Raw genomic sequence first — 20,473 nt, 5'->3', positions numbered from 1 at the left:
GTAGGAGAGGATCAAACGCTGGAACTGGCTTGCTGATCGTGCTGGCCGCGCTTTTCGCGGTCCTGACGGCGGTCTACCAGTTTGTCATGGAACATCTGGCTGCGATTGGGACGATTTGCGTCCTTCTCGCGCTCGTTTTCTTTCTTGTCAGGTTCGGAAAGCGCAAGGAGTCTCCGGTCCCGGTCGAAAGCATGGCGAGGATTGGCTCCCTGCAGAAGGCCAGGTCAGGACAATCCAACGCAGGTATCTCTCGCGAGCGACCGAGCTTGGCCAGGTGGGTTCGATCGGGGGAAATGGTCACGGTTCAAGGCGCGGACATATCCTCTGGGCTCTTCTATCTCGGACGCGCTCTCTCCTTCGAAGACCGTGAAATAGACGGCTACGCTGTAAACCCGCAGCTTAGCGCGAAATCGCCCAGGCCGGACGTTGCTGGGAATTCGATGCCTTACTGGCCGTCCTACGCCGACGTGTCTCCTGCTGCGAGGCGCGCGTTTCTCGATTGGATGTCCACAGGGCGTCGGTCGACCTCGTACGGCATCGGGCATGTCTTTCTGTTCTTCTACGGATTGGAGCACCGGCTGTTCGTTGAGCGGGATCTTGCCAGCGCTCCGGAACTCATCGCCGAAGTCGAAAGACTTGTGGCGGTGCGAACGGACAGCGACTCCTTCCAAGGTTATGCGAAACGTTTCCTCGATGCAGCGAGATGCGCGGCCGGCATTCCGCTTCCCATCCCCGCATTGTCGCCTGAACGGACGCATTCGTCTGAGATGGACCTCGGCGTGCGTATCCATTTGGGACGCCGCCTGTCGCAGTCGCGGGTTCTGTTGTCGGAGGACGCCCTTGTCTGGATCTTGGCGCTGCAGGACGTCTACCTGCGCACGGCCGCCGTCCGTTGCTTCGACGAGTTCGTCGCCTTGTGGCACCTCCGGTTTCGGGCGAAGTTCCCCGAAGGGTTCGTTGTCGAGACGACGGGCAGCATCGACGTCCGATATCAAGCGGCAAGCGGCGCTTTCAGCGTCCAGGTGGAGGGACCACACAGGGCCTATCCGGACATCGTAAAGACGACGATATCACCGGAGCCCTTGAGGCAGCTGCTGCAGGATTGTACCGACGAGCTCGATAGCTTCAGCCGTTTGCTGGGAAAGCGGCCGGACGCGAGAAATTCGGTGCAGGCCGCGCTCATGCTTCCTGCCGATCTCTTGTCGGAGATCGGGTTCGAGGCATTGCACCAATTCAGGGCGCGTCTGTCGGAGATCATGGGCGGCCACGGCCGCGCGAGCAGCAAGATGCGGACGGTTCTACAGGCGGCGAATTTCGAGGTGCGGGACAAAGTGGCGCCGGGTCTCGCCGACCAATTGAGTCAGGTGCTTGATCTCGTCGACATCGCCATCGAGCCGGATCGCAGGTTCGGTAGCGCTGTTCCGCAATTGGACGATCAGGTTTTCCTATTCAGCGCTCCAGGCGGCGGTCACGTCGATTTCGAGCGTCTGGCCTACCGCTCGATGAAGGCTCAAGTCGAAGTCGCCGTACTCGCCGCGGCGGCGGATGGCCAAACATCCGGAGACGAGATGTCCCGTGTGATCGCCGGGATCAGAGACGGAAACGACCTCGGCGCGATCGAGCGTGCCCGCCTTATCGCCTTCGCCGTTACGACCTTCAACAGTCCGCCGAAGCTGTCGAGGGTAATGAAGCGGCTGGCGGAACGGAGCGATGCCGAACGCGAGGCGATCGCCGACGCCGCGCTTGCCGTCGTGGGTGGCAGCGGCAACGTCGATGCGGACGACGTCAAGTTTCTCGAACGGCTGCACAAGTCTTTGGGATTGCCTAAGGAGCGGGTCTATTCCGAACTGCACCGGGCGGCGCCAAGAAGCGACGAACCTGTGGCGGTCTCGGACGAAAGGCGCGAGGCTGGCATTCCGATTCCCAAAGAAGCTCCCGCTCTGCCCGATGATGATGCTGCTGGCGTGAAGATCGATGCTGTGCGTCTCGCCCGGACGCAACGGGAAACGGCGGCCGTTTCCGAACTGCTGGCGAACATCTTCGAGGAAGAACCGGTGCCTTCCGAGGTCGAGACGCCTATAGCTTCCGGCGCGAATGGTGCGTCCTTCGAAGGCCTGGACCGCCAGCACACCGAACTGCTCGAGCAGATCGAACTCAAGGGTTCCATTCCCAAAGCCGAATTCGAAGAGCGCGCACGCGCGATGAAGCTTCTTCCCGAAGGCGCTCTTGAACGCATCAATGACTGGTCGTTCGACCACTTTGACGAGCCGTTGCTGGAGGAGGGTGATGAGATCGTCATGGCGCCCCAGCTTCGGCCGCGGTTGGCCGAATTGAGAGAGACGACGACATGAGCAAGGCGCCGAAGGCAATCAAGCCGAAGGAACGGGATACGATCATTCAGGCGCTCAGCGCAGGTGTGGTTCCGCGAGTGGGCCTTCCGCACATCCAGGTCGGCAGAGCCGCGGAGATCGGTGCTCTCCTTCGCGACGTCGACCGTGTTGCTGACGGTGGGGCCGCCGTCAGGTTCGTGATCGGCGACTACGGCGCCGGAAAGACCTTCTTCGCGAACCTGATCCGATTGATCGCGCTGGAGCGGAAGTGCGTCACCGTCCATGCCGATCTAGCGCCCGACCGCCGCATCCATGCCGGAGGGGGCCAGGCAAGAGCACTGTACTCCGAAGCGGTCCGGAACATGGCTACGCGGACCAAGCCGGAAGGCGGCGCGTTGGCGGCCGTCGTGGAGCGGTTGGTGACGGACGCCGTGAAGGAGGCGAGCGAGCGGCAGATCGCCGTCGAGAAGATCATCGACGAGAGGCTGGCGCCGATACGGGAATTCGTCGGCGGCTATGATTTCGCGACCGTCCTAAAGGCCTATTGGCGCGGCAGCGAAACGTCGAACGACGAACTCAAGACCGCTGCCTTGCGCTGGCTGCGCGGGGAGTTCTCGACGAAGACAGAGGCGAACAAGTCGCTCGGCGTCCGTACGATCATCGACGACGACAGCGTGTACGACTCTTTGAAATCGCTCGCATGTCTGACCAAGGTGGCCGGCTATGCCGGGCTCTTCGTCGTGTTCGACGAGATGGTGAACATCTACAAGCTGCAAAGTGCCCAGGCGCGGAAGCTGAATTTCGAGCAGATTCTGCGCATCGTCAACGACGCCCTCCAGGGGAATACGTCCAACATCGGATTCATGATGTGCGGAACGCCACCGTTCCTGATGGACACCCGGCGAGGGCTATTCAGCTACGAAGCGCTGCAGTCGCGTCTCGCCGAGAACCAGTTCGCGACGGGAGGTCTCGTGGACCTTTCGGGACCGGTCATCAACCTCCAGAGCCTGACGCCAGAGGACCTCCTCGTCCTGCTGTCGAACATCAGGAACGTCTTCGCAGGAGGCGATCCCTCCAACAATCTGGTGCCGGACGAGGCTCTGAAGGCGTTCATGAACCATTGCGATCGCCGGATTGGTGAAGCGTATTTCCGGACGCCCCGGACGACGGTGAAGGCGTTCGTCCAGTTGCTTTCGGTTCTGGAGCAGAATCCCGGCGCCAAGTGGCAGGATCTGCTGGGGCAAGTTCAGATCGCCGCCGATTTGCACGGCCAGGAGGAGATAGTGCCCGAGGGCGGACCGCAACCGGGAGACGAGGATGAGCTCACCAGTTTCCGCATCGGGACTTGAAGCCGCTTATTACCGGCTCCACCCGAAGATCCGCCGCTGGATCCGCGACCAGGGCTGGGACGAACTGCGCGAAATCCAGGCCCGTACGATCGTCGAGGTGCTCGACGGCGACAGCGACATCCTGATTGCGGCGACAACCGCCGCCGGAAAAACCGAGGCGGCGTTTTTGCCGATCTTGACTTCGATAGCTGACAGGAGGGCGTCCGGCTTCTCGGTTCTGTACGTAAGCCCGCTTAAGGCACTCATCAACGATCAGTTCAGGCGTCTGGAAGAGCTCTGCGAAAGCATGGAGATCCCCGTCGTCAAGTGGCACGGTGATGCGCCGCAGGCCGACAAGAAGAAAGCGATGAGTAAGCCGGACGGCATCGCGCTCATCACGCCGGAGTCCATCGAGGCAATGTTCGTCCGCCGTCCTGCTGACGCCAAGCGCCTGTTGTCGGCTGCGGAGTTTATCGTCGTCGACGAACTCCACTCCTTCCTCCAGGGACCGAGAGGACTGCATGTCGCGAGCCTGCTCCGCCGCATCGACGCAATGGCGGCCCGCCCGGCGCGGAGGGTGGGTCTCTCTGCGACGATCGGTGATCTGGGGCAAGCGCGCGCCTGGCTGCGGCCCACAGATCCGGATCGTGTGGCTGAACTTCTGGCGAAGTCCGATGCGCCGGAACTGAGGCTCCAGGTCAGGGGATACGTCGAGCCGCCCGATCTCGACGATCCCGATCACGCCGAGGGAGGGACGGAGAGCGAGGACGGCCTGCCGCATCGAATCGCGCTCGATTGGATCTCGGATCATCTGTTCGAGACGCTGCGAGGTGAAAACAATCTCATCTTTGGAGGATCGCGGCGGACTGTGGAATCGACGGCTGACCGGCTGCGCCGACGCTCCGAAAAGCTGAACGTGCCAAACGAATTTTATCCTCACCACGGCAGCCTTTCGAAGACATTGCGGGAGGAGTTGGAGGATCGCCTCAAGGATGGGAAGCGGCCCACGACAGCAGTCTGCACGTCGACACTCGAGTTAGGCGTCGACATCGGCTCGGTGAAGTCAGTCGCTCAGATAGGAGCGCCGCGCTCGCTCGCGTCGCTTAGGCAAAGACTCGGTCGGACCGGCAGACGCCGCGGTACGCCGTCGGTCCTGCGCATCTACCTGAGAGAACCAAACATCGATCGGAAGTCGGGGATACTGGACCGCCTCCGATCGAACACCATCAGGTCCGTCGCGGTCGTCAGGCTTCTTCTCCAGGGGTTCGTCGAGGAAGCCGGGACATCTCCAGAGATCGCTTCGACGCTGATCCACCAGGTACTTTCCGTCATCGTCGAGCGCGGGGGCATCAGACCCAAGCCGCTGTACGACCTTCTGTGTGGACCTGGTCCTTTCGCGTCTATCTCGACCAACGACTTCGTGAACCTGCTGCGCCATCTTGGATCACGCGACGTGCGCTTCGTCGAGCAGGCCGCGGACGGTACGCTCATGCTCGGACAGGAGGGTGAAAAAGCGGCGCAGTCGCGCAGCTTCTTCGCGGTTTTCGAGTCCGGCGAAGAGTGGCGGCTGACGGTCGGCGGGCGGACTCTCGGAACGCTGCCGATCACCCATCCCGTCCATAAGGACGGCCTGGTCGTCTTCGCCGGGAGACGATGGGTCGTGCAGGACCTTGACGAGCAGACGATGACGCTGGTCGTCGCGCCGCATCCGGGCGGCGTCGTCCCGCGCTTCGAACCAGCTTCCGGCGAACCCGCACACGACAGGCTGGTGGCGGAAATGCGATCGGTCTATCTTGCGAACGATGTGCCGCCCTATCTGGACGAGAAGGCTCGGAAGCTTCTGTCCGAAGGGCGCGAGATGTTCAAGAACTTGGATTTGCAGCACCGCTCGCTGGTGCCCGAAGACCGGGACACGCACCTCTTTCTCTGGCGGGGTTCTCAGGCGACGGCAGTGTTCAGCGCGGCTCTAGCTATGGCCGGCCTCAAATCCGGCGTGCACGAACTGGGCGTGTCGGTTTCCAAGATCACGCAGGAGGAACTCCGGCCCATCTTGGAAAAGCTCGCGCAGATGCGTGAGATCGATCCGGCGGACGTTTCGGACTTCGTCTCTAACGTCAAGACCGGAAAGTTCAGAGAGCAGGTGCCTGAAGGATTGGCGCGCTTGCTGTGGGCCAAGCAGAACCGCGGCCGGATAGCCGAGATATCGGCGATGGCCGCCGGCGCGTAGCCAATTCAAGGCGATCGCGATCGGTGAGGAGGCAGTATGCACAAAGCGGATGGGAAGCTTTTTCTCAGCGCCGGTGATCTGGTCGGGCATCTGAATTGCCGCTATCTGACCGCGCTCGACGTTAAGGTGGCGAACGGCGAGCTTGCCAAGCCGAAGATCTGGGACCCAGTGCTTGAGACGTTGGCGGAGCGCGGTGCGTTGCACGAGCGCGACTACGTCCATCACCTGACCTCGACCGGTACGGTCGCTACCCTGATCGACGGCGTGGGCGTGGACGCGACCTCGGTTGCCGCCACTCGCGAAGCCCTCGGCAGGGGCGACCCCATTATAGTGCAGGCGGCACTGCAAGACGGCGTATGGAGCGGGCGGGCCGACGTCCTTCTTCGCGTGGAGAAGCCCAGCCGACTGGGTCAATGGTCGTACCAGGTGACTGACACGAAGCTGTCCCGGGAAACGAAGGGCAACACGGTCCTGCAGATATCGCTGTACTCCGATCTTCTTTCCAAGATGCAGGGTTGCGAGCCTGAGTCGGCTTTCGTCGTCACGCCGGGAAACGATTTCTCGCCCGAAGAGCATCGCGTCGCCGACTACGCCGCCTATTACCGCCATGTGAGGGCCAACCTCGAGCGCGCCGTCTCCGGCCGGGACGCCGTCGCCGCCTATCCCGAACCGATCGAGCATTGTGAAATCTGCCGCTGGCGCCGCCAGTGCGACGACAGAAGAAGGGCCGACGACCACATGTCGCTGGTCGCAGGCATCAGCAAATCCCAAATCGGCGAATTGGAAAGGCGAGGGGTCAACACCACCACGGAGCTCGCGGCGGTCCCTCTGCCGCTTCCCTGGAGACCTGATCGCGGTGCCGCCAAGAGCTTCGAGAAGATACGCGAACAGGCGAGAATCCAGATCGAAGGGATCAGAGCCGGTAAGATCCTGTACGAAACGCTCGCTCCGGTGCCGGGGTTCGGGTTGGCGCGTCTTCCTGAGCCTTCGCCCGGCGACATCTTCTTCGACTTCGAAGGAGATCCGTTCGTGGGCGACGGGGGTCTCGAATTTCTGTTCGGATACGTCTTCATCGATGCGGACGGGGCGGAGCGATACGTCGGAGACTGGGCATCCAACAGGCAGGAGGAGCGGACCGCGTTCGAACGTTTCGTCGACTTCGTGACGCTGCGTCTGAAGGAATACCCGAGCCTGCATATCTTTCACTTCGCCCCATACGAACCGGCGGCGATGAAGCGTCTGATGGGACGCTACGCGACCCGCGAAAACGAAGTCGACAATCTTCTACGAGGGGAGATCTTCGTCGATCTCTTCTCGGTCGTACGCCATGCCATCAGGGCGAGCGTGGAAAGCTATTCGATAAAGAAGCTCGAGCCGCTCTATGGCTTTGTCCGGAGCGTGCCGTTGTCAGACGTCGCAGTCGTGATGGCGCGGACGCAGGCGCGGCTGGAACTCGCCGACCCATCGGGCGTTCCTGAAGCCGATAAGATCGCGATCAAAGGATACAATCGCGACGACTGCGTCTCGACCAAAGCTTTGCGGAGCTGGCTAGAGACGGTTCGAACGGCCGTGGTCGCCGGCGGCGCGACAGTCGAGCGGCCGGCGAGGCCGACCGCCGAGATCAGCGTCGAGCTCGACGAGTGGCACAAGAAGGTCGCCGCACTCGTGGCACGGCTCACCCTCGGTGTGCCGGACGACGTCCTGCAACGCAGCCCCGAACAGCAAGCCCGCTGGCTTCTCGCCTTCATGCTCGACTGGCACGGCCGGGAGAAGAAAGCCGTCTGGTGGGAATACTTCCGGCTCCGCGACCTGTCCGCCGAGGACCTGCTTCACGAGCGCGATGGCCTGTCGGAGATAACCTTCCTGAACCAGGTGGGCGGCACCGCCAAGGCACCCATCCACCGGTACTCGTTCCTACTTCAGGACACGGACATCCGGGAAGGTGATGAACTCAGGAGCATCGGAGGCGACAAGTTCGGGCGCGTGGTGGGGATTTCACTCGACGAACGAACGATCGACATCAAGAAGCGCGGAGATACGGCGACGTATCATCCCGAGGCCATCTTCGCCCATAGCTACGTTGACACTCAGGTGCTCGCCGATTCCCTGATGCGGCTCGGCGAGTATGTGGCGGACCACGGGATCGAGGGCGACGGCGATCACAAGGCGGCGCGGGATCTACTCAGGCGTGTCGCGCCTCGGCTGCGCGGACAAGCGTTTCAGGTCGAGGGCGAGGAGACGCTCACCGCGGCCATTCGAGCCGCGCTCAATCTCGACCAAAGCGTCCTGCCGGTGCAGGGACCACCGGGAGCCGGCAAGACATACACGGGCGCTCGCATGATCTGCGCGTTGGCGAAGAACGGAAGGTCCGTAGGCATAACCGCGAACAGCCACAAAGTGATCAGCAACCTTCTGGACGAGGTCCTCGTGGCGGCCCGTAAAGAAGGTATCGAGTTCGGATGTATCCAGAAGGTATCAGAAATGGAGGATGACCGGCCGCCTCTTCGGTTTACGTCCGACAACGCGGACTTTCTCGACGCCCTGCATTCGGACTGCAACGTCGGGGGCGCGACGGCCTGGTTCTGGGCAAGGACCGATGCGGCAAGAAGCGTCGACGTTCTCTTCATCGACGAGGCCGCGCAGATGTCGCTAGCGAACGTGCTAGCCGTGTCCCAGGCCGCTAAGAGTATTGTTCTCCTCGGAGATCCCCGGCAGCTCGAGCAGCCGATCCAAGGCAGTCATCCCGACGCCGTCGATGTATCTTCCCTCGATCATATTCTCGGTGTTCATGCGACGGTCCCCCCCGACCGCGGACTATTCCTGCCGGAGACGTGGCGCCTGCATCCGTCGATATGCTCGTTCAATTCAGAGATGTTCTACGAGAGTCGTCTTTATCCGCGCCCCGGACTGGACAACCAGTCGATCCGATCCTGCGGACGCCTCCAAGGATCGGGTCTTAGATATCTGCCTGTCGAGCACGAAGGCAACCAGAGCTCGTCGCGGGAAGAAGCCGACTGCGTTCGTGACTTGGTCGGAGAGATACTGCAATGCGGGACGACCTGGACGAACCGCGAAGGGGTGGAGGCGCCAGTCGGTTTGGACGACATCCTGATCATAGCTCCATACAATGCGCAGGTGTTCGAACTGCAGGAGCGCATTCCCGGCGCGCGAATAGGGACAGTCGACAAATTCCAGGGTCGCGAGGCTCCGATCGTGATCTACTCGATGACAACGTCGGGTCATGCGGATGCGCCCCGAGGCATGGAGTTTCTGTACAGCGCAAACCGATTGAACGTCGCGACCTCGCGAGCGAAATGCATCTGCGCGATCATCGCGTCGCCGCGGCTCTTCGAAGCGGAGTGTCGGACGCCGAGACAGATGCAGCTGGCGAACGCGTTCTGTCGATATCTCGAGTTATCGACGCGCTTGGCTTGAGGTCCTTCCGAGACACGGGAATCCAGTGAACTAAATTCAACGGACGAGAAGTCAGGGTCGACCGCCCTGACGATGCAGCGAGCGGTGCACCGATCCAGCTTTAAGCCTTCCGCAAACCAATCAGACCTTCTTTGCTGGCGTGTTCGCGGGACTGGATCATCGGTTCAGATCTACCTTCCATGGGGCACAGATCAAATTCGGAGCTTCGTCATGCCGAAACAACTATGCTCCGACGGCCAGTCAAATCCGCAATTCCGCTTCGCGGCCTCCGCTCACAATTTCCCGGCCGATAACAGGCAACCGCAAAGTGACATGGGAGCCAAGGATTTAGTCCAATGCAGGCCTGGGGCGCTGGGTCTAAATACACCAGGGCTCATCGCTTTCCATCATGACCAGGACGCGTACCGGTTCGACGGCTTTTACGACGAGCACTGGATCTCCACGGAGTGGGCATGGAACGACATCGAGACCGAGGCGGTTTTCGAAGCGCTCTGTGGAGACTACAACAACCGAGCAAACGGGCGCGCTTATCTTAGGCGAGCGGTGGCGACCGAACGGTATAGATCCACAGACGCCCAATGCCCTGACAGATGAGGCGGCAATATCGATGTTCGGGGTCGCGAAGTCAGGAACGCAGATTCCGATGTCGGGCAGCTCGAAATCGGCACAGACGATCAATAGCGCTACGATTGGCTTCAGATCATGTGCGTCTCTGTACACTTCTATTCAGGAGAAGCGCGCTAGACGATTCTGCAGCCGCTCCTTGGCCGTCCGTTCGCCATCCTCATCGAAATCGGGATCGTCCGCGGGCTCGTACCACAGCATGATCAACGCGAAGCCGTTGGACTGCAGGTAGACCTGTTCGCTCATCGTCGGGGCCCGCCGCCCGCGTTCGACGTCGATCCAGTTGTCGGGCAGGCGTGAGTCGATGTCGCTGGGCACGCCGACCCTCAGTCCTTTCCGGTAGAACAGGGACCGCTCCGGAACCGGCTTGCCGCGCACCGCGGTGACGAAGGGAAATCTGGTTTTGTTGCGGTAGACCGCGCCCACCTTGCCGTCGCGGACGACAACGAAGGCGATCGTCGCTGAATGGTATTCAGCGTAGGCGCGCGCCATCGCGTCCTTGCTCACGTCGAACTTCGTCGCGAGGGCGAGCATGTGCTCGATGCTCGGCGCGCGATTGCCGATCTCAGCCCTCAGTCTCGGCGGCGGCATCAGCACCAGCGACGAAAACCGATTTGCCTCGACTTCCATTTTCGCGCGACGGTCGCCTTCCTTGGGGCTGAGCATCGCCATGTCGCGCTGCGAGCACAGGAAGCGGCCTTCCTCGTCGGGCACGTGCGAGGGCATCAAGAAGTGTCCGAGCTCGTGACCGATGGTGAACCGGCGACGCTGCGGCGACACGCCGTTCCTGACGAGGACGATTCCGCGGCTGCGCTCGCGGTCGGTCAGCAGGCCGCCTTCGAAGCCCTGTGTCGTTAGCGCCTCGATTTCGAGGATGTCGAGTCGCCTGCAGAGCTCTTCGATCGGAACCGGAATGGGCAGACTCGGCTCGGCCTTGAGGATGGCCATCACGAGCCCCTCGGGCGAGCCCTTGTCGGCCAGGTCGATACGCGAGATCTGCATATGCGCTACTTTCGATCGGCGTCCTTGAGCCGCTGCATCAGGATCCGGATGGTCTCGAGGTCGGGATCGGAAAGCTGCTTGAGTTCGCGAAACAGGGCGACGTGCTTCTCGTCCTCGTCGGCCGCGTTCGGGTTCTCGCCGACCAGATCGGCGATGCGGACCTGAAAATGAGTGGCCAATTTCGTCAGGAGGTCGACCGACGGGTTGCGGCTCCGCCCGGTCTCCAGATCCCAGACATGCGTCTTCGAGGCGCCGATCGCGTCCGCGACATCCTGCAGCGACTGCTTCTTGCGGACCCGCAGCTCCTTCAACTTCGTCGCCAGCGACATCCTAAGCCCTTCAAAAGCCCGAGATCGGGCCGTCCGATTCAATTGGACGAGTCTATAGCGCCGACCTTGACAGAATCAATCGTCCGATTTATCTGTATGGATATTATCGTCCTAATCGGACGACCAAACGACTTCGGTCGTAAGCCGCCGAGGGGGCAAAATGGACGCCATTAGCGATGAAGCCCAACTGCCGCATGCGGACTACGCCGCCGCCTGGGCGGCCATCAAATTGGACGACGCCGTTCGGACCCGCCTCGTCGCGCAGGCGCTTCTCGCCTTCCAGCTCCGCCAGCACTTCCCGTTCGAGCGCGTACCGGTCCACGGTCTGATCGTGCTCGCCGGGCCGCCCGGCACCGGCAAGACGACGCTCGCGCGCGGCCTCGCCAATCAGGTCGCCGAGGCTCTCAAGCCGAAGAAGGTCAAGTTCCTCCAGCTCGATCCGCATGCGCTCGGGAGCGCATCGCACGGCAAGAGCCAGAAGGAGGTCTCGAAGATCTTCGACCAATTGATCCCGGAACATGCCGCGCACGGACCGACCATCGTGCTTCTCGACGAGGTCGAGACGCTGGCGGCGGACCGGCAGCGCATGAGCCTCGAAACCAATCCCGTCGACGCGCATCGCGCGACCGACGCGGCGTTGGCCGGCATTGACCTGCTCTCGCGCAAGCACCGCAACACGTTGCTGATCGCAACCACCAACTTCCCGAAGGCCGTGGATCGCGCGCTGCTGTCCCGTGCCGATCTGGTCGAGGACATCGGTCTGCCGAACGCGCATGCGCGGCAGGAGATCATCGGCGATACGCTGGCCACGCTCGCCTCGCAGTGGCCCAAGCTTTCGGGGCTGAACGGTCAGATCCCCGCGTTCGTGAAGGCATCCGACGGACTCGACGGACGCCGCCTGCGCAAGGCGCTGATCTCGGCCGCCGCCTCCAGCGTCGAGACCGCGCGCGACCTCAACAAGCTGCAGGCCGACCAGGTGCTGAAGGCGCTGAAGCAGGCGCTCGAGATCGAGAAGGCGCAGGAGAAGTTCGGATGAAGGTCAAACGCGAGATCGCCTCGGTTCCGGTGCGCTCCGCAGGCGAGACGTGGTCGGCGATCGTCGCGCTGATCTCGGGTGCCGACACGCCCGACGCGGCGACGCTGAAGGCCGCGGCGAGCATCATGGAGTCGCTCATCGCGGACGAGCACCCGGCGACGGTGCCGATCGTCGTCAAGGGCAACGGCGATCGGCTGGTGATCTATTGCCGCTACAACGAGGACGCCATCGAGCTCGGGACCACCATCGACAAGCTGACCTGGAATCCTACCGGCGGCAGCGGCTGGAAGATCACGGCGCCGACCGAAGCCGGCGACGTGACATGGATGAACGACGCGCTCAAGAGCCGGGCGCCGCGCATCAGCGTCCACGACGTGGCGTCGCCGCCCGCGGACGAGGAGGCGACGAAGGCCGCCGCCGACGGTCTCGCAATCGATTGGGGAGTGCTGGGCAAGTCATGAGCGCCACCTTAACCTCGACCTATTCGCGCACGCACACGGCCAAATACGTGTCCGACAAGATGCGCAACGTGCTGAAGTATCTGATCTCGTACTACGATCTGAGCCCCGTGGCGCTACTCGACGCCTGGACCGATTGGGTCGACGCCGGCGCGCGAGATCTGCTGGAGCGGGGCGACCTCGAAAAGATCGTCATCGAATTCTACAAGCCGGGCAGCGACGCCGCCGCGGGTCGCTGGGATTTTCCGATCCGCTACGACGGCAACGGCGTCGACGAGATGTGGGTCGACCGCGAGTTCCTCGAAGGCTCGTTCGCCAAGACCAGCACGCCGCCGGCCGGCTGCATCTACCGAGTTCTGCTGGTCCCGCGTGCCGGCGCGGCGCTGCCCGGCAACCTGTCCTGGACCTCGTTCAAGGCGCTCGGCAGCCTGGTCAGGCGCGAGGCCGGCACGATCGTCTCCACCCCCGACATCATGGCATCGATGGCGTATTACAAATGATCACCGTGGACGAAGCATTCGAGACCTTCCGTCAGCGCCTCGAACTCAGCGAGACCGAGCGCACCGACACGATCCGCAAGCACAACAAAGTGCGCGACTGCATCCGCGGCGGATTCCACATCGACCGCGACTTCCTCACCGGGTCCTACGACCGGCACACCAAGACGAAGCCGCTGAAGGATGTCGACATCTTCTTCACGCTTGGCTCGAAGGAGCAGCATTGGCGCTCGAAGGCGCCGAGCGAGGTGCTCGACGCGTTCGTCGATCGCCTGCGCGGCGAGTTCGGCAAGGACGCCGTGCAGCCGGGGCGCCGCTGCGCCACGGTCGAGTTCGAGAGGAATACGTCCGAGAAGGAAGGCAAGGTCCTGTCGATCGACGCCGTGCCCGCCATCGAACTCTCCGATTGCTACGAGATCCCGGACCGTGATCTCGGAAAGTGGATCAAGACCGATCCCGAGATCCACGCCGAGAAGTCCACGACGAAGAACAAGAACCTGAACGGAAAGTGGGTGCCGCTCGTCAAGATGCTGAAGCGCTGGAATCGCTCGGCGGACAAGCCCATCAAGCCGTCGTTTCTGATCGAGGTGATGGCGCAGGACCTCGTCGACGACCCGTTTACGACCTATCCCGGCGAGGTCCGCAGGTTCTTCGCCGCCGCGCTGGAAGGCATCCGGCAGGAGTGGAAGGACCCCGCCGGCCTGGGGCCGCCGGTTTCGGACCAGATGACGCCGGATCTGATCAAGAAGGCGGAGGCGGCGCTGCGGCGTGCCGAGACCGAAGCGTCCCGGGCGGTCCGCCTGGCGCAGCAGGGCAAGCAGGGCGAAGCTCTGGCGGTGTGGGCCTCGATCATGGGTCGCTACTTTCCGAAGAGCTAGAACATGACGCAAGCTGTAGCGGTCAGAAGTCAAGGCGACGATTTCCAGGCGCGGATGTTTTGGTTCTTTGCGGCGCAATTGCTTGTGCCGGAAAAAGGCATCGCGCGCGTGAGTTTCGAGAGTGGACCGCGCGCGTTCGACGACGTGACAGTGGAGTACGTGGCCGGCGAGGGCCCGCAAGACCACTATGGGGACGAAATCCTCCGCGACCACCTCCAATGCAAGTGGCACGCGACGCCCGGGCAGTTCGGCCACCTCGACCTCATCGATCCCGCATTCTCGAACGCCCAATCCGTGTCGCTTCTCCAGCGGGCTCTTGCGGCGCAGCTTCAGCACGCGCCGAACGGCGTGGGCGCGCGGTTGCGGCTGGTGACGAACTGGCGGCCGCAGGCGGACGACGCGCTGTCCCGCCTGATCCGCATGCACACTCATGCTCTCGATCTGGATCGGCTGTTCGACGGCACCACGCCCAGAAGCATGATGGGCAAGGTGCGCGACGCATGGTCGGGGCATCTCGGCATCGATCACGACGCGCTGCGGCTCGTGGCGCGGACCTTGGCCATCTCGCAGCGTCTGGAGTCCGGCGCCGACCTGCGCGAACGGCTGAATGACCGCTTCGCGGCGGTCGGCATGCGTCAAGTGCCGCTGTCCGAGGCCGGCTTCCTGTACGACGATCTGATCAGGAAGCTCCATGCGCAGGGCCGCAACACGTTCGACCCCGCCTCGTTTCGCGACCTCGTTGCGGACGAAAACCTTCTCGCGCCGTCATCGCCGAGGCCCAAGACGCTCGGCGTGCGCTCCTTCATGCATCCCATCGACGACATCGAGGCGCGCAGCGACGAATCGGTGAATCTCGTCCCGCATTTCGATGGGCGCTACATCCGGAACCCGGCCGATTGGAAGGCCACGGTGTACCCCGAACTGCGGCAGTTTCTGATCCAGTCCGCGCGCGACAAGGACCAGCTCCGTCTGATCCTCGACACGCATGTGTCTCTGGCATTCGGCGTGGGCGCGATCCTCAACGTCAAGTCCGGAAAGGCCATCGAGATCGAGCAGCGAGCCGGCGGGCGTCACATCTGGTCGGCGGCGGACAAGCCGCTCGATCCTGCCTGGCCGACACTCACCACCGTCGAGGAGGCTGTCCACGCCGACGGGACGGACCTCGCGGTCGCTGTCTCGTTGACGCACGACGTGGCGCCCGCGGTCAGCCAGTACGTCCAGAAGCTCGCCGCCGTCGGCACGCTGATGACGGCAAGCCCCGTTGGCGGCCCATCCTACCAAAGCGTGCGATCGGGTAGCCACGCGGCGGCGTTGGCGCTGTCCTTGTTGGGCGCGATACGCGCTTCGGCCAAGGGCGGACCGCGCCGTGTCCATCTCTTCATCGCGGGGCCGAACGCCTTCGCATTCTTTCTGGGCCAGAGCGAAGCTGCCATCGGACCCGTTTCGATCTATGAGTGGGATTTCGATGGTTTGCGCGATGGCGACTACAGCGTGGGCCTTGAGCTGCCGTAGCGCGCTTAGCGGCCGTCGCCTCGCCGTTCTCAGAGCGGAAGGCCGAGCTGCGGCTCTTCCTGTTCGTCGCTCTGCAGCGAAGATAGCGAGACGCCCAGGAGGCGTACCGATCTGGGAAGCGGCATCTCGGTCTCCAGCAGCGCGAGCGAGAGGCGCTCGAGCTCGTTCCGGCTCGAGACCGCGGCGGGCCCGGACCTGCTGCGAGTGATGATGATCTCGAAGTCGGCGAACTTCACCTTCAGCGTCACCGTCCGGCAGCGCGTCCCCTTGTCCTCGCAGTAACGCCACACCTTGTCGATCAGCGGTTGCAGCTCGGCAGCCAAGGCGTCGAAATCGGTGAGGTCGCTCGAAAAAGTGTTCTCGGCGCCGATCGACTTCCTGATCCGGTTGGCGCGGACCTCCCGGTCGTCGACGCCTCGCGAAATCCAGTAGTAGAACGCACTGGCCTTGCCGAAGTTGGCCTGCATGAATTCCAGCGTCTGATTGCGCATGTCGAGGCCGTGTGGAGCCCGAGGGAATTCATCTTCGCGCCGGTCGCCGGTCCGATGCCGTCGAACTTGCCCACGGGCAGCGCCTCGACGATCGAGGGACCCGTCTCGGGCGTGATGACGTACTGGCCGTTCGGTTTGCGGTGGTGGGAGGCAAGCTTGGCGAGGAACTTGTTGTAGGAGATGCCGGCTGACGCGTTGAGACCCGTCACCTTTTTGATCCTGGCATGGATCGCCAGCGCGACGTCGCGCGCCAGCGGAATGTTTTGCATATTGTCGGTGATGTCGAGATAGGCCTCGTCCAGCGACAGCGGCTCCATGATCGGCGTGTGCTCTTCAAAGATCGCGCGGATCTGTTGACTGACCGCCTTGTAGACATCGAAGCGCGGCTTTACGGCGGATCAGATCCGGACACTGCCGCTGCGCGGTGACCGAAGGCATGGCCGATCGGACGTCGAACTTGCGGGCTTCGTAGCTCGCGGCTGCCACCACTCCGCGATCGCGCGATCCGCCAACGGCGACCGGTTTGCCGCCGAGCTCCGGATTGTCCCGTTGTTCGACCGAAGCATAGAACGCGTTGATGTCGACGTGGATGATCTTGCGCTGGCGAGGAATGAGGGAAGATTGGTCGGCATCGTCAGTCATGCCACGGCCGATGCTCAGGCGTCTTGTGGCCCGCCAAAAAGTTTCTGAGAAATCTCTCCGCTCGCGTCGGCGCCATGTGAGCGCGAATAACGTGCGAGCTGGAAATGTCGGTCGAATCGATAGGCAGCCCTTTGAATATGCGCAGATCAGCGACATTTTTCGTGCGAGCCTGATTCTGGAGCTTTGTAGCGGCGATGTGCTGCTGAAAATCTTCGAGAAATCGTTTGACGACGTGGTCGGGACCGGCGGCGACAGCGGTCCCGATCATGGTGGAGAGAATCGCGTTCGAGATTGTGAAATCGAGGTTCGATGAATCTTCACGGTTGGCGACCTCGAAGTAGTAGAGGCCGGCGCCGACTTCGTTTGAATTCGCCAATTCGGGTATCATCTTGCGGGCGTGCTCCATGATATCCGGAAACGTAACGGTCCAAATGCCACTCATCGCAGGCCCTTCGTCCTCCGTGAATATCTTCTCGACCTGAATGACTGTTGCTCGTTGCGATAGAGTCATCTCATCGATGCGACGCCTGTACTCGGCTTTGAGCCTTTTGCCTCGCTCGTCGACCAGAAGTATAAAATGGCAATCGGTGAGCCCGTACTCGTCGAATGCGTCGAAAATCTCGCAGATGGCGCGACCGGATACGACGGTATCCACGAATATGAATTTCTCGGAGCTCGCCGGTTTGATGGACGTGTCGCCGATGGCAAATCCTTTGGAACTTCCCCGAAGATATTCGTGCAGGCGATAAGCGACGTCCTCTGTGTCGCGGTGAACTATCGCGGCAAGCGTGCGCGACCAATATCGGCGAATATCTCTGGATTCGAATGGGCTCGCTTGTCCAAAATCCGCGGTGAACGGCAGGTACAGGGTGTCTATGAGTTGAAAGGGCGAGATCGGCATCTCTCTCGGCCGTGTCTCGTAGTCGTGACGATTGGCGCCATCGAAGAAGGGGTGAGCTCCGCGTGAGGGGATTACGACGAGACCGAAACCATCTTGCTGAAGATCTGCGATGTAGTCATGCAATTCGCGGCACGCTTCCGCATACGAGCGCACCATGTCGAAAGTCAGATCCGCAATGTTCATGACCGCAATTCATCCGCCGACGCGACCGGATCCTCCTTCACGCGGGCGACGATCCGGAGTGTACCGTCGGAAAGCGGCCGTTGCAGTCTGAGCGCTTCGTCTGCGGACGCGGTCATCCAGGCCTCGACCTCGTCCGGCGTCGTCAGGATCACGGGCATCGCCTTCGAGTGGACCGCGCCAACCTCGGCGTTCGGCTCGGTGGTCAGGAACGCGTAGAGGTCGTTGGTGGGCTCGCCTTCCTTGACCTTCCGCACCGAGGTCCAGTTGTTCCAGATGCCGGCGAAGCAGGCAAGAGGACGGGTCTCGTCGAGCGCGAGCCAGATGTCGTCGCCCTCGGCCTTATTGAACTCGGCGAACGAATTGAACGGCACTAGGCAGCGATGCTCCGGACCGAGCCACCGCTTCCAGTGCGCGCTGTTAACGTTGCGGATGTTGGTGGTTCCGGAATCCGGCTCCATCCGGAGCAGTTCCTTGAAGTCGACGGTCTTGCCCTTGGCCTGCAGCTTCTTGGTCGCGTCCGTCAGCGCCCGTTGCGAACTCGGCATGCCCCACCGCGCCATCGCGATCTCGCGTCCGTCCGCGGCGTTGCGCACGACCGGCGCGGGATAGTCCGGAAAGATGCCCGGCATCGAGGGGAGGTTCTACAATCCTTACACTGGTCGCGGTGCAATTGCTGGTCTTCTACCCCATGGGCCACATAACGTTCGCGATGTACTAGCAACGCATATTCTGAAACAGACAGGCTCATACGAGCAGGCCAGTTACGCTATTCAGGACACACCCGATATGGTGGCGCACCACCATGGTCGCTTCTTACCGCAGGATAAAGCTGCCCTCGCGGCTCGAATCCTGAGCTAGGTGTGGGAACCGTCGAGGCCGCGAGCCGGCTCGAATATGGGTATGCTACTACGACGGGATCGACAGTCACTTATTGGCGAAGCTGAGGTCGTCTTTTCAACGTCGTACCGGTTTGCGGCGGTAGATTTCGATGAGTAGCGTCCAGATCAGCGGTCTCGATTGGCCGCAAGCCTTCCACCTCTTGGGGCTGGTTCCCAGGGACTTCTGATGAATTCAAGCTTGAGCCTGGATAAGCTGCCCGCAGGGTCATGCGGCCAGCGAGTGCTTCTGTGATCGGTGAAAGGGCATGTCGATGCTCCGGCAACACTCGCCTCAGTGATCCGGCCTTCCACTTTTGGCCCCAATCGTTCGCTGTTTTCCGCTACAATCCGGCGGTTTGATGCGGGTGGCACAATGGGCAGCTGCCACGCAGATGCATCGAAGTCATTGAAAAACAATGAGAATTGCATTGACAAGCGCGGACTCCCTCTCCGCCAGCAAAACGTTCGCAGATGTCCGTTGCAGTCTTCCGGCTGGCGTTCGAGCGCCTATAACGCCAGAAGCTTCGGGACGGCGTGTCGGCGTCAACTCATCCGGATCCACGCGCCCTTGGCGGCCGATGATCTGACGGCTGCATCGATGAACTTCACGCCGGCCAGGCCGTCCTCGATGGTCGGGAAGAGCACGTCGCGATCCGGCTTCTCGCCGACCCTGGCCGCGCGGATGGCGTGGGCGGCCTCGGCGTAGATGGTGGCAAAGCCTTCGAGATAGCCCTCGGGGTGGCCGGAGGGCAGTCGGGTGACACGCGCGGCCGCGCCGAGCGTGCCCGCCCCGCCGCGGGTCAGAAGCTGCTTGGGGCGTCCATAGGGCGTGAACCAGAGCTGGTTTGGATTCTCCTGCACCCATTCGAGGCCGCCCTTGCTGCCGGAGACGCGCAAGGTCAGGCCGTTCTCATGACCGACCGCCACCTGGCTCGCCCACAGCATGCCCCTCGCGCCGCCTTTCCATCTGAGGAGGATCTGGACGTCGTCGTCGAGACGACGCCCCGGGACGAAGGTCGACAGCTGCGCGAGCAGCTCATCGAGCTCGAGCCCGCTGACGAAGCAGGCGAGGTTGTAGGCGTGCGTCCCGATGTCGCCGATGCAGCCGCCCGGGCCGGAGCGGGCGGGGTCGGTGCGCCACGCCGCCTGCTTGTGATCGCTCTGCTCCAGCCGCTCGGTCAGCCAGTCCTGGAGATATTCGGCGTGCACCAGCCTGATGTCGCCGAGCTCGCCGCTCGCGACCATCGCCCGCGCCTGCCGCACCATCGGATAGCCGGTGTAGTTGTGCGTCACCACGAACACCTTGCCCGTCGATCGGACTAGGGCCACCAGCTCTTCGGCCTCGGCCAAGGTCGTCGTCAGCGGCTTGTCGCAGATCACATGGATGCCGGCCTGAAGGAAGGCTTTCGCGACCGGGGCGTGCATGTGGTTCGGCGTGACGATCGCAACCGCCTCGATGCCGTCGGCGCGCGCCGCTTCGGCCCTGGCCATCTCTTCGAACGAGCCATAGGCGCGATCATCGGCAAGCCCGATCTCCTTGGCCGAGGTCTTGGCGCGGGTGGAATCGGATGCGAGCGCGCCGGCCACCAGCTCGAACTGGTCGTCGATGCGCGCGGCGATGCGGTGGACGGCGCCGATGAAGGCCCCTTGTCCGCCGCCGACCATTCCCAGCCGGATGCGCGCCTGTCGACCGGCTTCATGGCTTGCGTCGATGGCCATCTG

General features: G+C 62.5%; 13 protein-coding genes and 3 pseudogenes. 10 read left to right on the top strand and 6 right to left on the bottom strand.

The annotated features are described in order from the left end of the window. Nucleotides 1-38: 38 nt before the first annotated feature. The 4 genes from ACQR1H_RS18985 to ACQR1H_RS18970 are packed head-to-tail and all read left to right on the top strand — an operon-like array spanning nucleotide 39 to nucleotide 9,320. Entirely contained in the window at nucleotides 39-2,351 is a 2,313-nt protein-coding gene (locus tag ACQR1H_RS18985) for a TerB N-terminal domain-containing protein (RefSeq protein ID WP_434908135.1), read from the top strand. Beyond that, nucleotides 2,348-3,679 (top strand): ATP-binding protein, encoded by a 1,332-nt coding sequence (locus ACQR1H_RS18980; protein WP_434908022.1) that lies wholly within the window; start codon nucleotides 2,348-2,350, stop codon nucleotides 3,677-3,679. The genes ACQR1H_RS18985 and ACQR1H_RS18980 overlap by 4 nt, the downstream gene beginning before the upstream one ends. After that, complete coding sequence (locus ACQR1H_RS18975) at nucleotides 3,648-5,885, top strand: DEAD/DEAH box helicase (protein ID WP_434908021.1); 2,238 nt, start codon at nucleotides 3,648-3,650, stop codon at nucleotides 5,883-5,885. Before ACQR1H_RS18980 ends, ACQR1H_RS18975 begins: the two co-directional genes overlap by 32 nt. A 36-nt stretch (nucleotides 5,886-5,921) precedes the next feature. Continuing rightward, on the top strand, nucleotides 5,922-9,320 hold the full coding sequence (locus tag ACQR1H_RS18970) for a TM0106 family RecB-like putative nuclease (RefSeq protein ID WP_434908020.1): 3,399 nt from the start codon (nucleotides 5,922-5,924) through the stop codon (nucleotides 9,318-9,320). Nucleotides 9,321-10,046: 726 nt separating this feature from the next. On the opposite strand, the gene ACQR1H_RS18965 is transcribed toward ACQR1H_RS18970, so the two are convergent. Further along, nucleotides 10,047-10,892: an ImmA/IrrE family metallo-endopeptidase gene (locus tag ACQR1H_RS18965; RefSeq protein ID WP_434908019.1), complete on the bottom strand. Its 846-nt coding sequence runs from the start codon at nucleotides 10,890-10,892 to the stop codon at nucleotides 10,047-10,049. Nucleotides 10,893-10,951: 59 nt separating this feature from the next. Further along, nucleotides 10,952-11,275 carry a helix-turn-helix domain-containing protein gene (locus tag ACQR1H_RS18960; protein ID WP_434908018.1) on the bottom strand — a complete coding sequence of 108 codons (324 nt, stop codon included), beginning with the start codon at nucleotides 11,273-11,275 and terminating at the stop codon, nucleotides 10,952-10,954. Between the two features lie 160 nt (nucleotides 11,276-11,435). On the opposite strand from ACQR1H_RS18960, the gene ACQR1H_RS18955 reads away from it, so the two are divergent. Genes ACQR1H_RS18955 through ACQR1H_RS18935 form a run of 5 tightly spaced genes read left to right on the top strand, consistent with a single transcriptional unit; the run spans nucleotide 11,436 to nucleotide 15,656 of the window. Continuing rightward, nucleotides 11,436-12,311 carry an AAA family ATPase gene (locus ACQR1H_RS18955; protein ID WP_434908017.1) on the top strand — a complete coding sequence of 292 codons (876 nt, stop codon included), beginning with the start codon at nucleotides 11,436-11,438 and terminating at the stop codon, nucleotides 12,309-12,311. After that, complete coding sequence (locus tag ACQR1H_RS18950; RefSeq protein WP_434908016.1) at nucleotides 12,308-12,772, top strand: hypothetical protein; 465 nt, start codon at nucleotides 12,308-12,310, stop codon at nucleotides 12,770-12,772. The genes ACQR1H_RS18955 and ACQR1H_RS18950 overlap by 4 nt, the downstream gene beginning before the upstream one ends. Then, entirely contained in the window at nucleotides 12,769-13,269 is a 501-nt protein-coding gene (locus ACQR1H_RS18945; protein WP_434908015.1) for a hypothetical protein, read from the top strand. Before ACQR1H_RS18950 ends, ACQR1H_RS18945 begins: the two co-directional genes overlap by 4 nt. Continuing rightward, on the top strand, nucleotides 13,266-14,144 hold the full coding sequence (locus ACQR1H_RS18940) for a CBASS oligonucleotide cyclase (protein ID WP_434908014.1): 879 nt from the start codon (nucleotides 13,266-13,268) through the stop codon (nucleotides 14,142-14,144). Before ACQR1H_RS18945 ends, ACQR1H_RS18940 begins: the two co-directional genes overlap by 4 nt. 3 nt (nucleotides 14,145-14,147) lie before the next feature. Continuing rightward, the gene (locus tag ACQR1H_RS18935) at nucleotides 14,148-15,656 is read left to right on the top strand and encodes an SAVED domain-containing protein (RefSeq protein ID WP_434908013.1); all 1,509 of its coding nucleotides are present in this window, start codon (nucleotides 14,148-14,150) and stop codon (nucleotides 15,654-15,656) included. A gap of 29 nt (nucleotides 15,657-15,685) precedes the next feature. On the opposite strand, the pseudogene dinB reads toward ACQR1H_RS18935, so the two are convergent. The 3 genes and pseudogenes from dinB to ACQR1H_RS18920 all read right to left on the bottom strand — a co-directional run. Further along, nucleotides 15,686-16,789, bottom strand: a pseudogene (dinB, locus tag ACQR1H_RS18930) (DNA polymerase IV). Beyond that, entirely contained in the window at nucleotides 16,782-17,873 is a 1,092-nt protein-coding gene (locus ACQR1H_RS18925) for a hypothetical protein (RefSeq protein WP_434908012.1), read from the bottom strand. The pseudogene dinB and the gene ACQR1H_RS18925 overlap by 8 nt, the downstream one beginning before the upstream one ends. Continuing rightward, nucleotides 17,870-18,514 (bottom strand): annotated as a pseudogene (locus ACQR1H_RS18920) (SOS response-associated peptidase family protein); the annotation flags it as partial. The gene ACQR1H_RS18925 and the pseudogene ACQR1H_RS18920, both read right to left, overlap by 4 nt. 1 nt (nucleotide 18,515) lies before the next feature. Between ACQR1H_RS18920 and ACQR1H_RS18915 the strand changes: the two are divergent. Further along, nucleotides 18,516-18,731, top strand: a pseudogene (locus ACQR1H_RS18915) (hypothetical protein); the annotation flags it as partial. Between the two features lie 563 nt (nucleotides 18,732-19,294). Here the strand turns inward: ACQR1H_RS18915 and ACQR1H_RS18910 are convergent. Continuing rightward, nucleotides 19,295-20,470: a Gfo/Idh/MocA family protein gene (locus ACQR1H_RS18910; RefSeq protein ID WP_434908011.1), complete on the bottom strand. Its 1,176-nt coding sequence runs from the start codon at nucleotides 20,468-20,470 to the stop codon at nucleotides 19,295-19,297. Between the last annotated feature and the right edge of the window lie 3 nt (nucleotides 20,471-20,473).

Source organism: Bradyrhizobium sp. HKCCYLRH2015, assembly GCF_051168215.1.
Lineage (GTDB): Bacteria > Pseudomonadota > Alphaproteobacteria > Rhizobiales > Xanthobacteraceae > Bradyrhizobium.
This window is presented reverse-complemented; position numbering and strand designations above follow the sequence as displayed.

Bases quoted from the DNA above. Each gene is read 5' to 3' on its own strand.
- ACQR1H_RS18980 (WP_434908022.1), top strand. From the start codon at position 2,348: ATGAGCAAGGCGCCGAAGGCAATCAAGCCGAAGGAACGGGATACGATC.
- ACQR1H_RS18975 (WP_434908021.1), top strand. From the start codon at position 3,648: ATGAGCTCACCAGTTTCCGCATCGGGACTTGAAGCCGCTTATTACCGG.
- ACQR1H_RS18970 (WP_434908020.1), top strand. From the start codon at position 5,922: ATGCACAAAGCGGATGGGAAGCTTTTTCTCAGCGCCGGTGATCTGGTC.
- ACQR1H_RS18965 (WP_434908019.1), bottom strand. From the start codon at position 10,892: ATGGCCATCCTCAAGGCCGAGCCGAGTCTGCCCATTCCGGTTCCGATC.
- ACQR1H_RS18960 (WP_434908018.1), bottom strand. From the start codon at position 11,275: ATGTCGCTGGCGACGAAGTTGAAGGAGCTGCGGGTCCGCAAGAAGCAG.
- ACQR1H_RS18955 (WP_434908017.1), top strand. From the start codon at position 11,436: ATGGACGCCATTAGCGATGAAGCCCAACTGCCGCATGCGGACTACGCC.
- ACQR1H_RS18950 (WP_434908016.1), top strand. From the start codon at position 12,308: ATGAAGGTCAAACGCGAGATCGCCTCGGTTCCGGTGCGCTCCGCAGGC.
- ACQR1H_RS18945 (WP_434908015.1), top strand. From the start codon at position 12,769: ATGAGCGCCACCTTAACCTCGACCTATTCGCGCACGCACACGGCCAAA.
- ACQR1H_RS18940 (WP_434908014.1), top strand. From the start codon at position 13,266: ATGATCACCGTGGACGAAGCATTCGAGACCTTCCGTCAGCGCCTCGAA.
- ACQR1H_RS18935 (WP_434908013.1), top strand. From the start codon at position 14,148: ATGACGCAAGCTGTAGCGGTCAGAAGTCAAGGCGACGATTTCCAGGCG.
- ACQR1H_RS18925 (WP_434908012.1), bottom strand. From the start codon at position 17,873: ATGAACATTGCGGATCTGACTTTCGACATGGTGCGCTCGTATGCGGAA.
- ACQR1H_RS18910 (WP_434908011.1), bottom strand. From the start codon at position 20,470: ATGGCCATCGACGCAAGCCATGAAGCCGGTCGACAGGCGCGCATCCGG.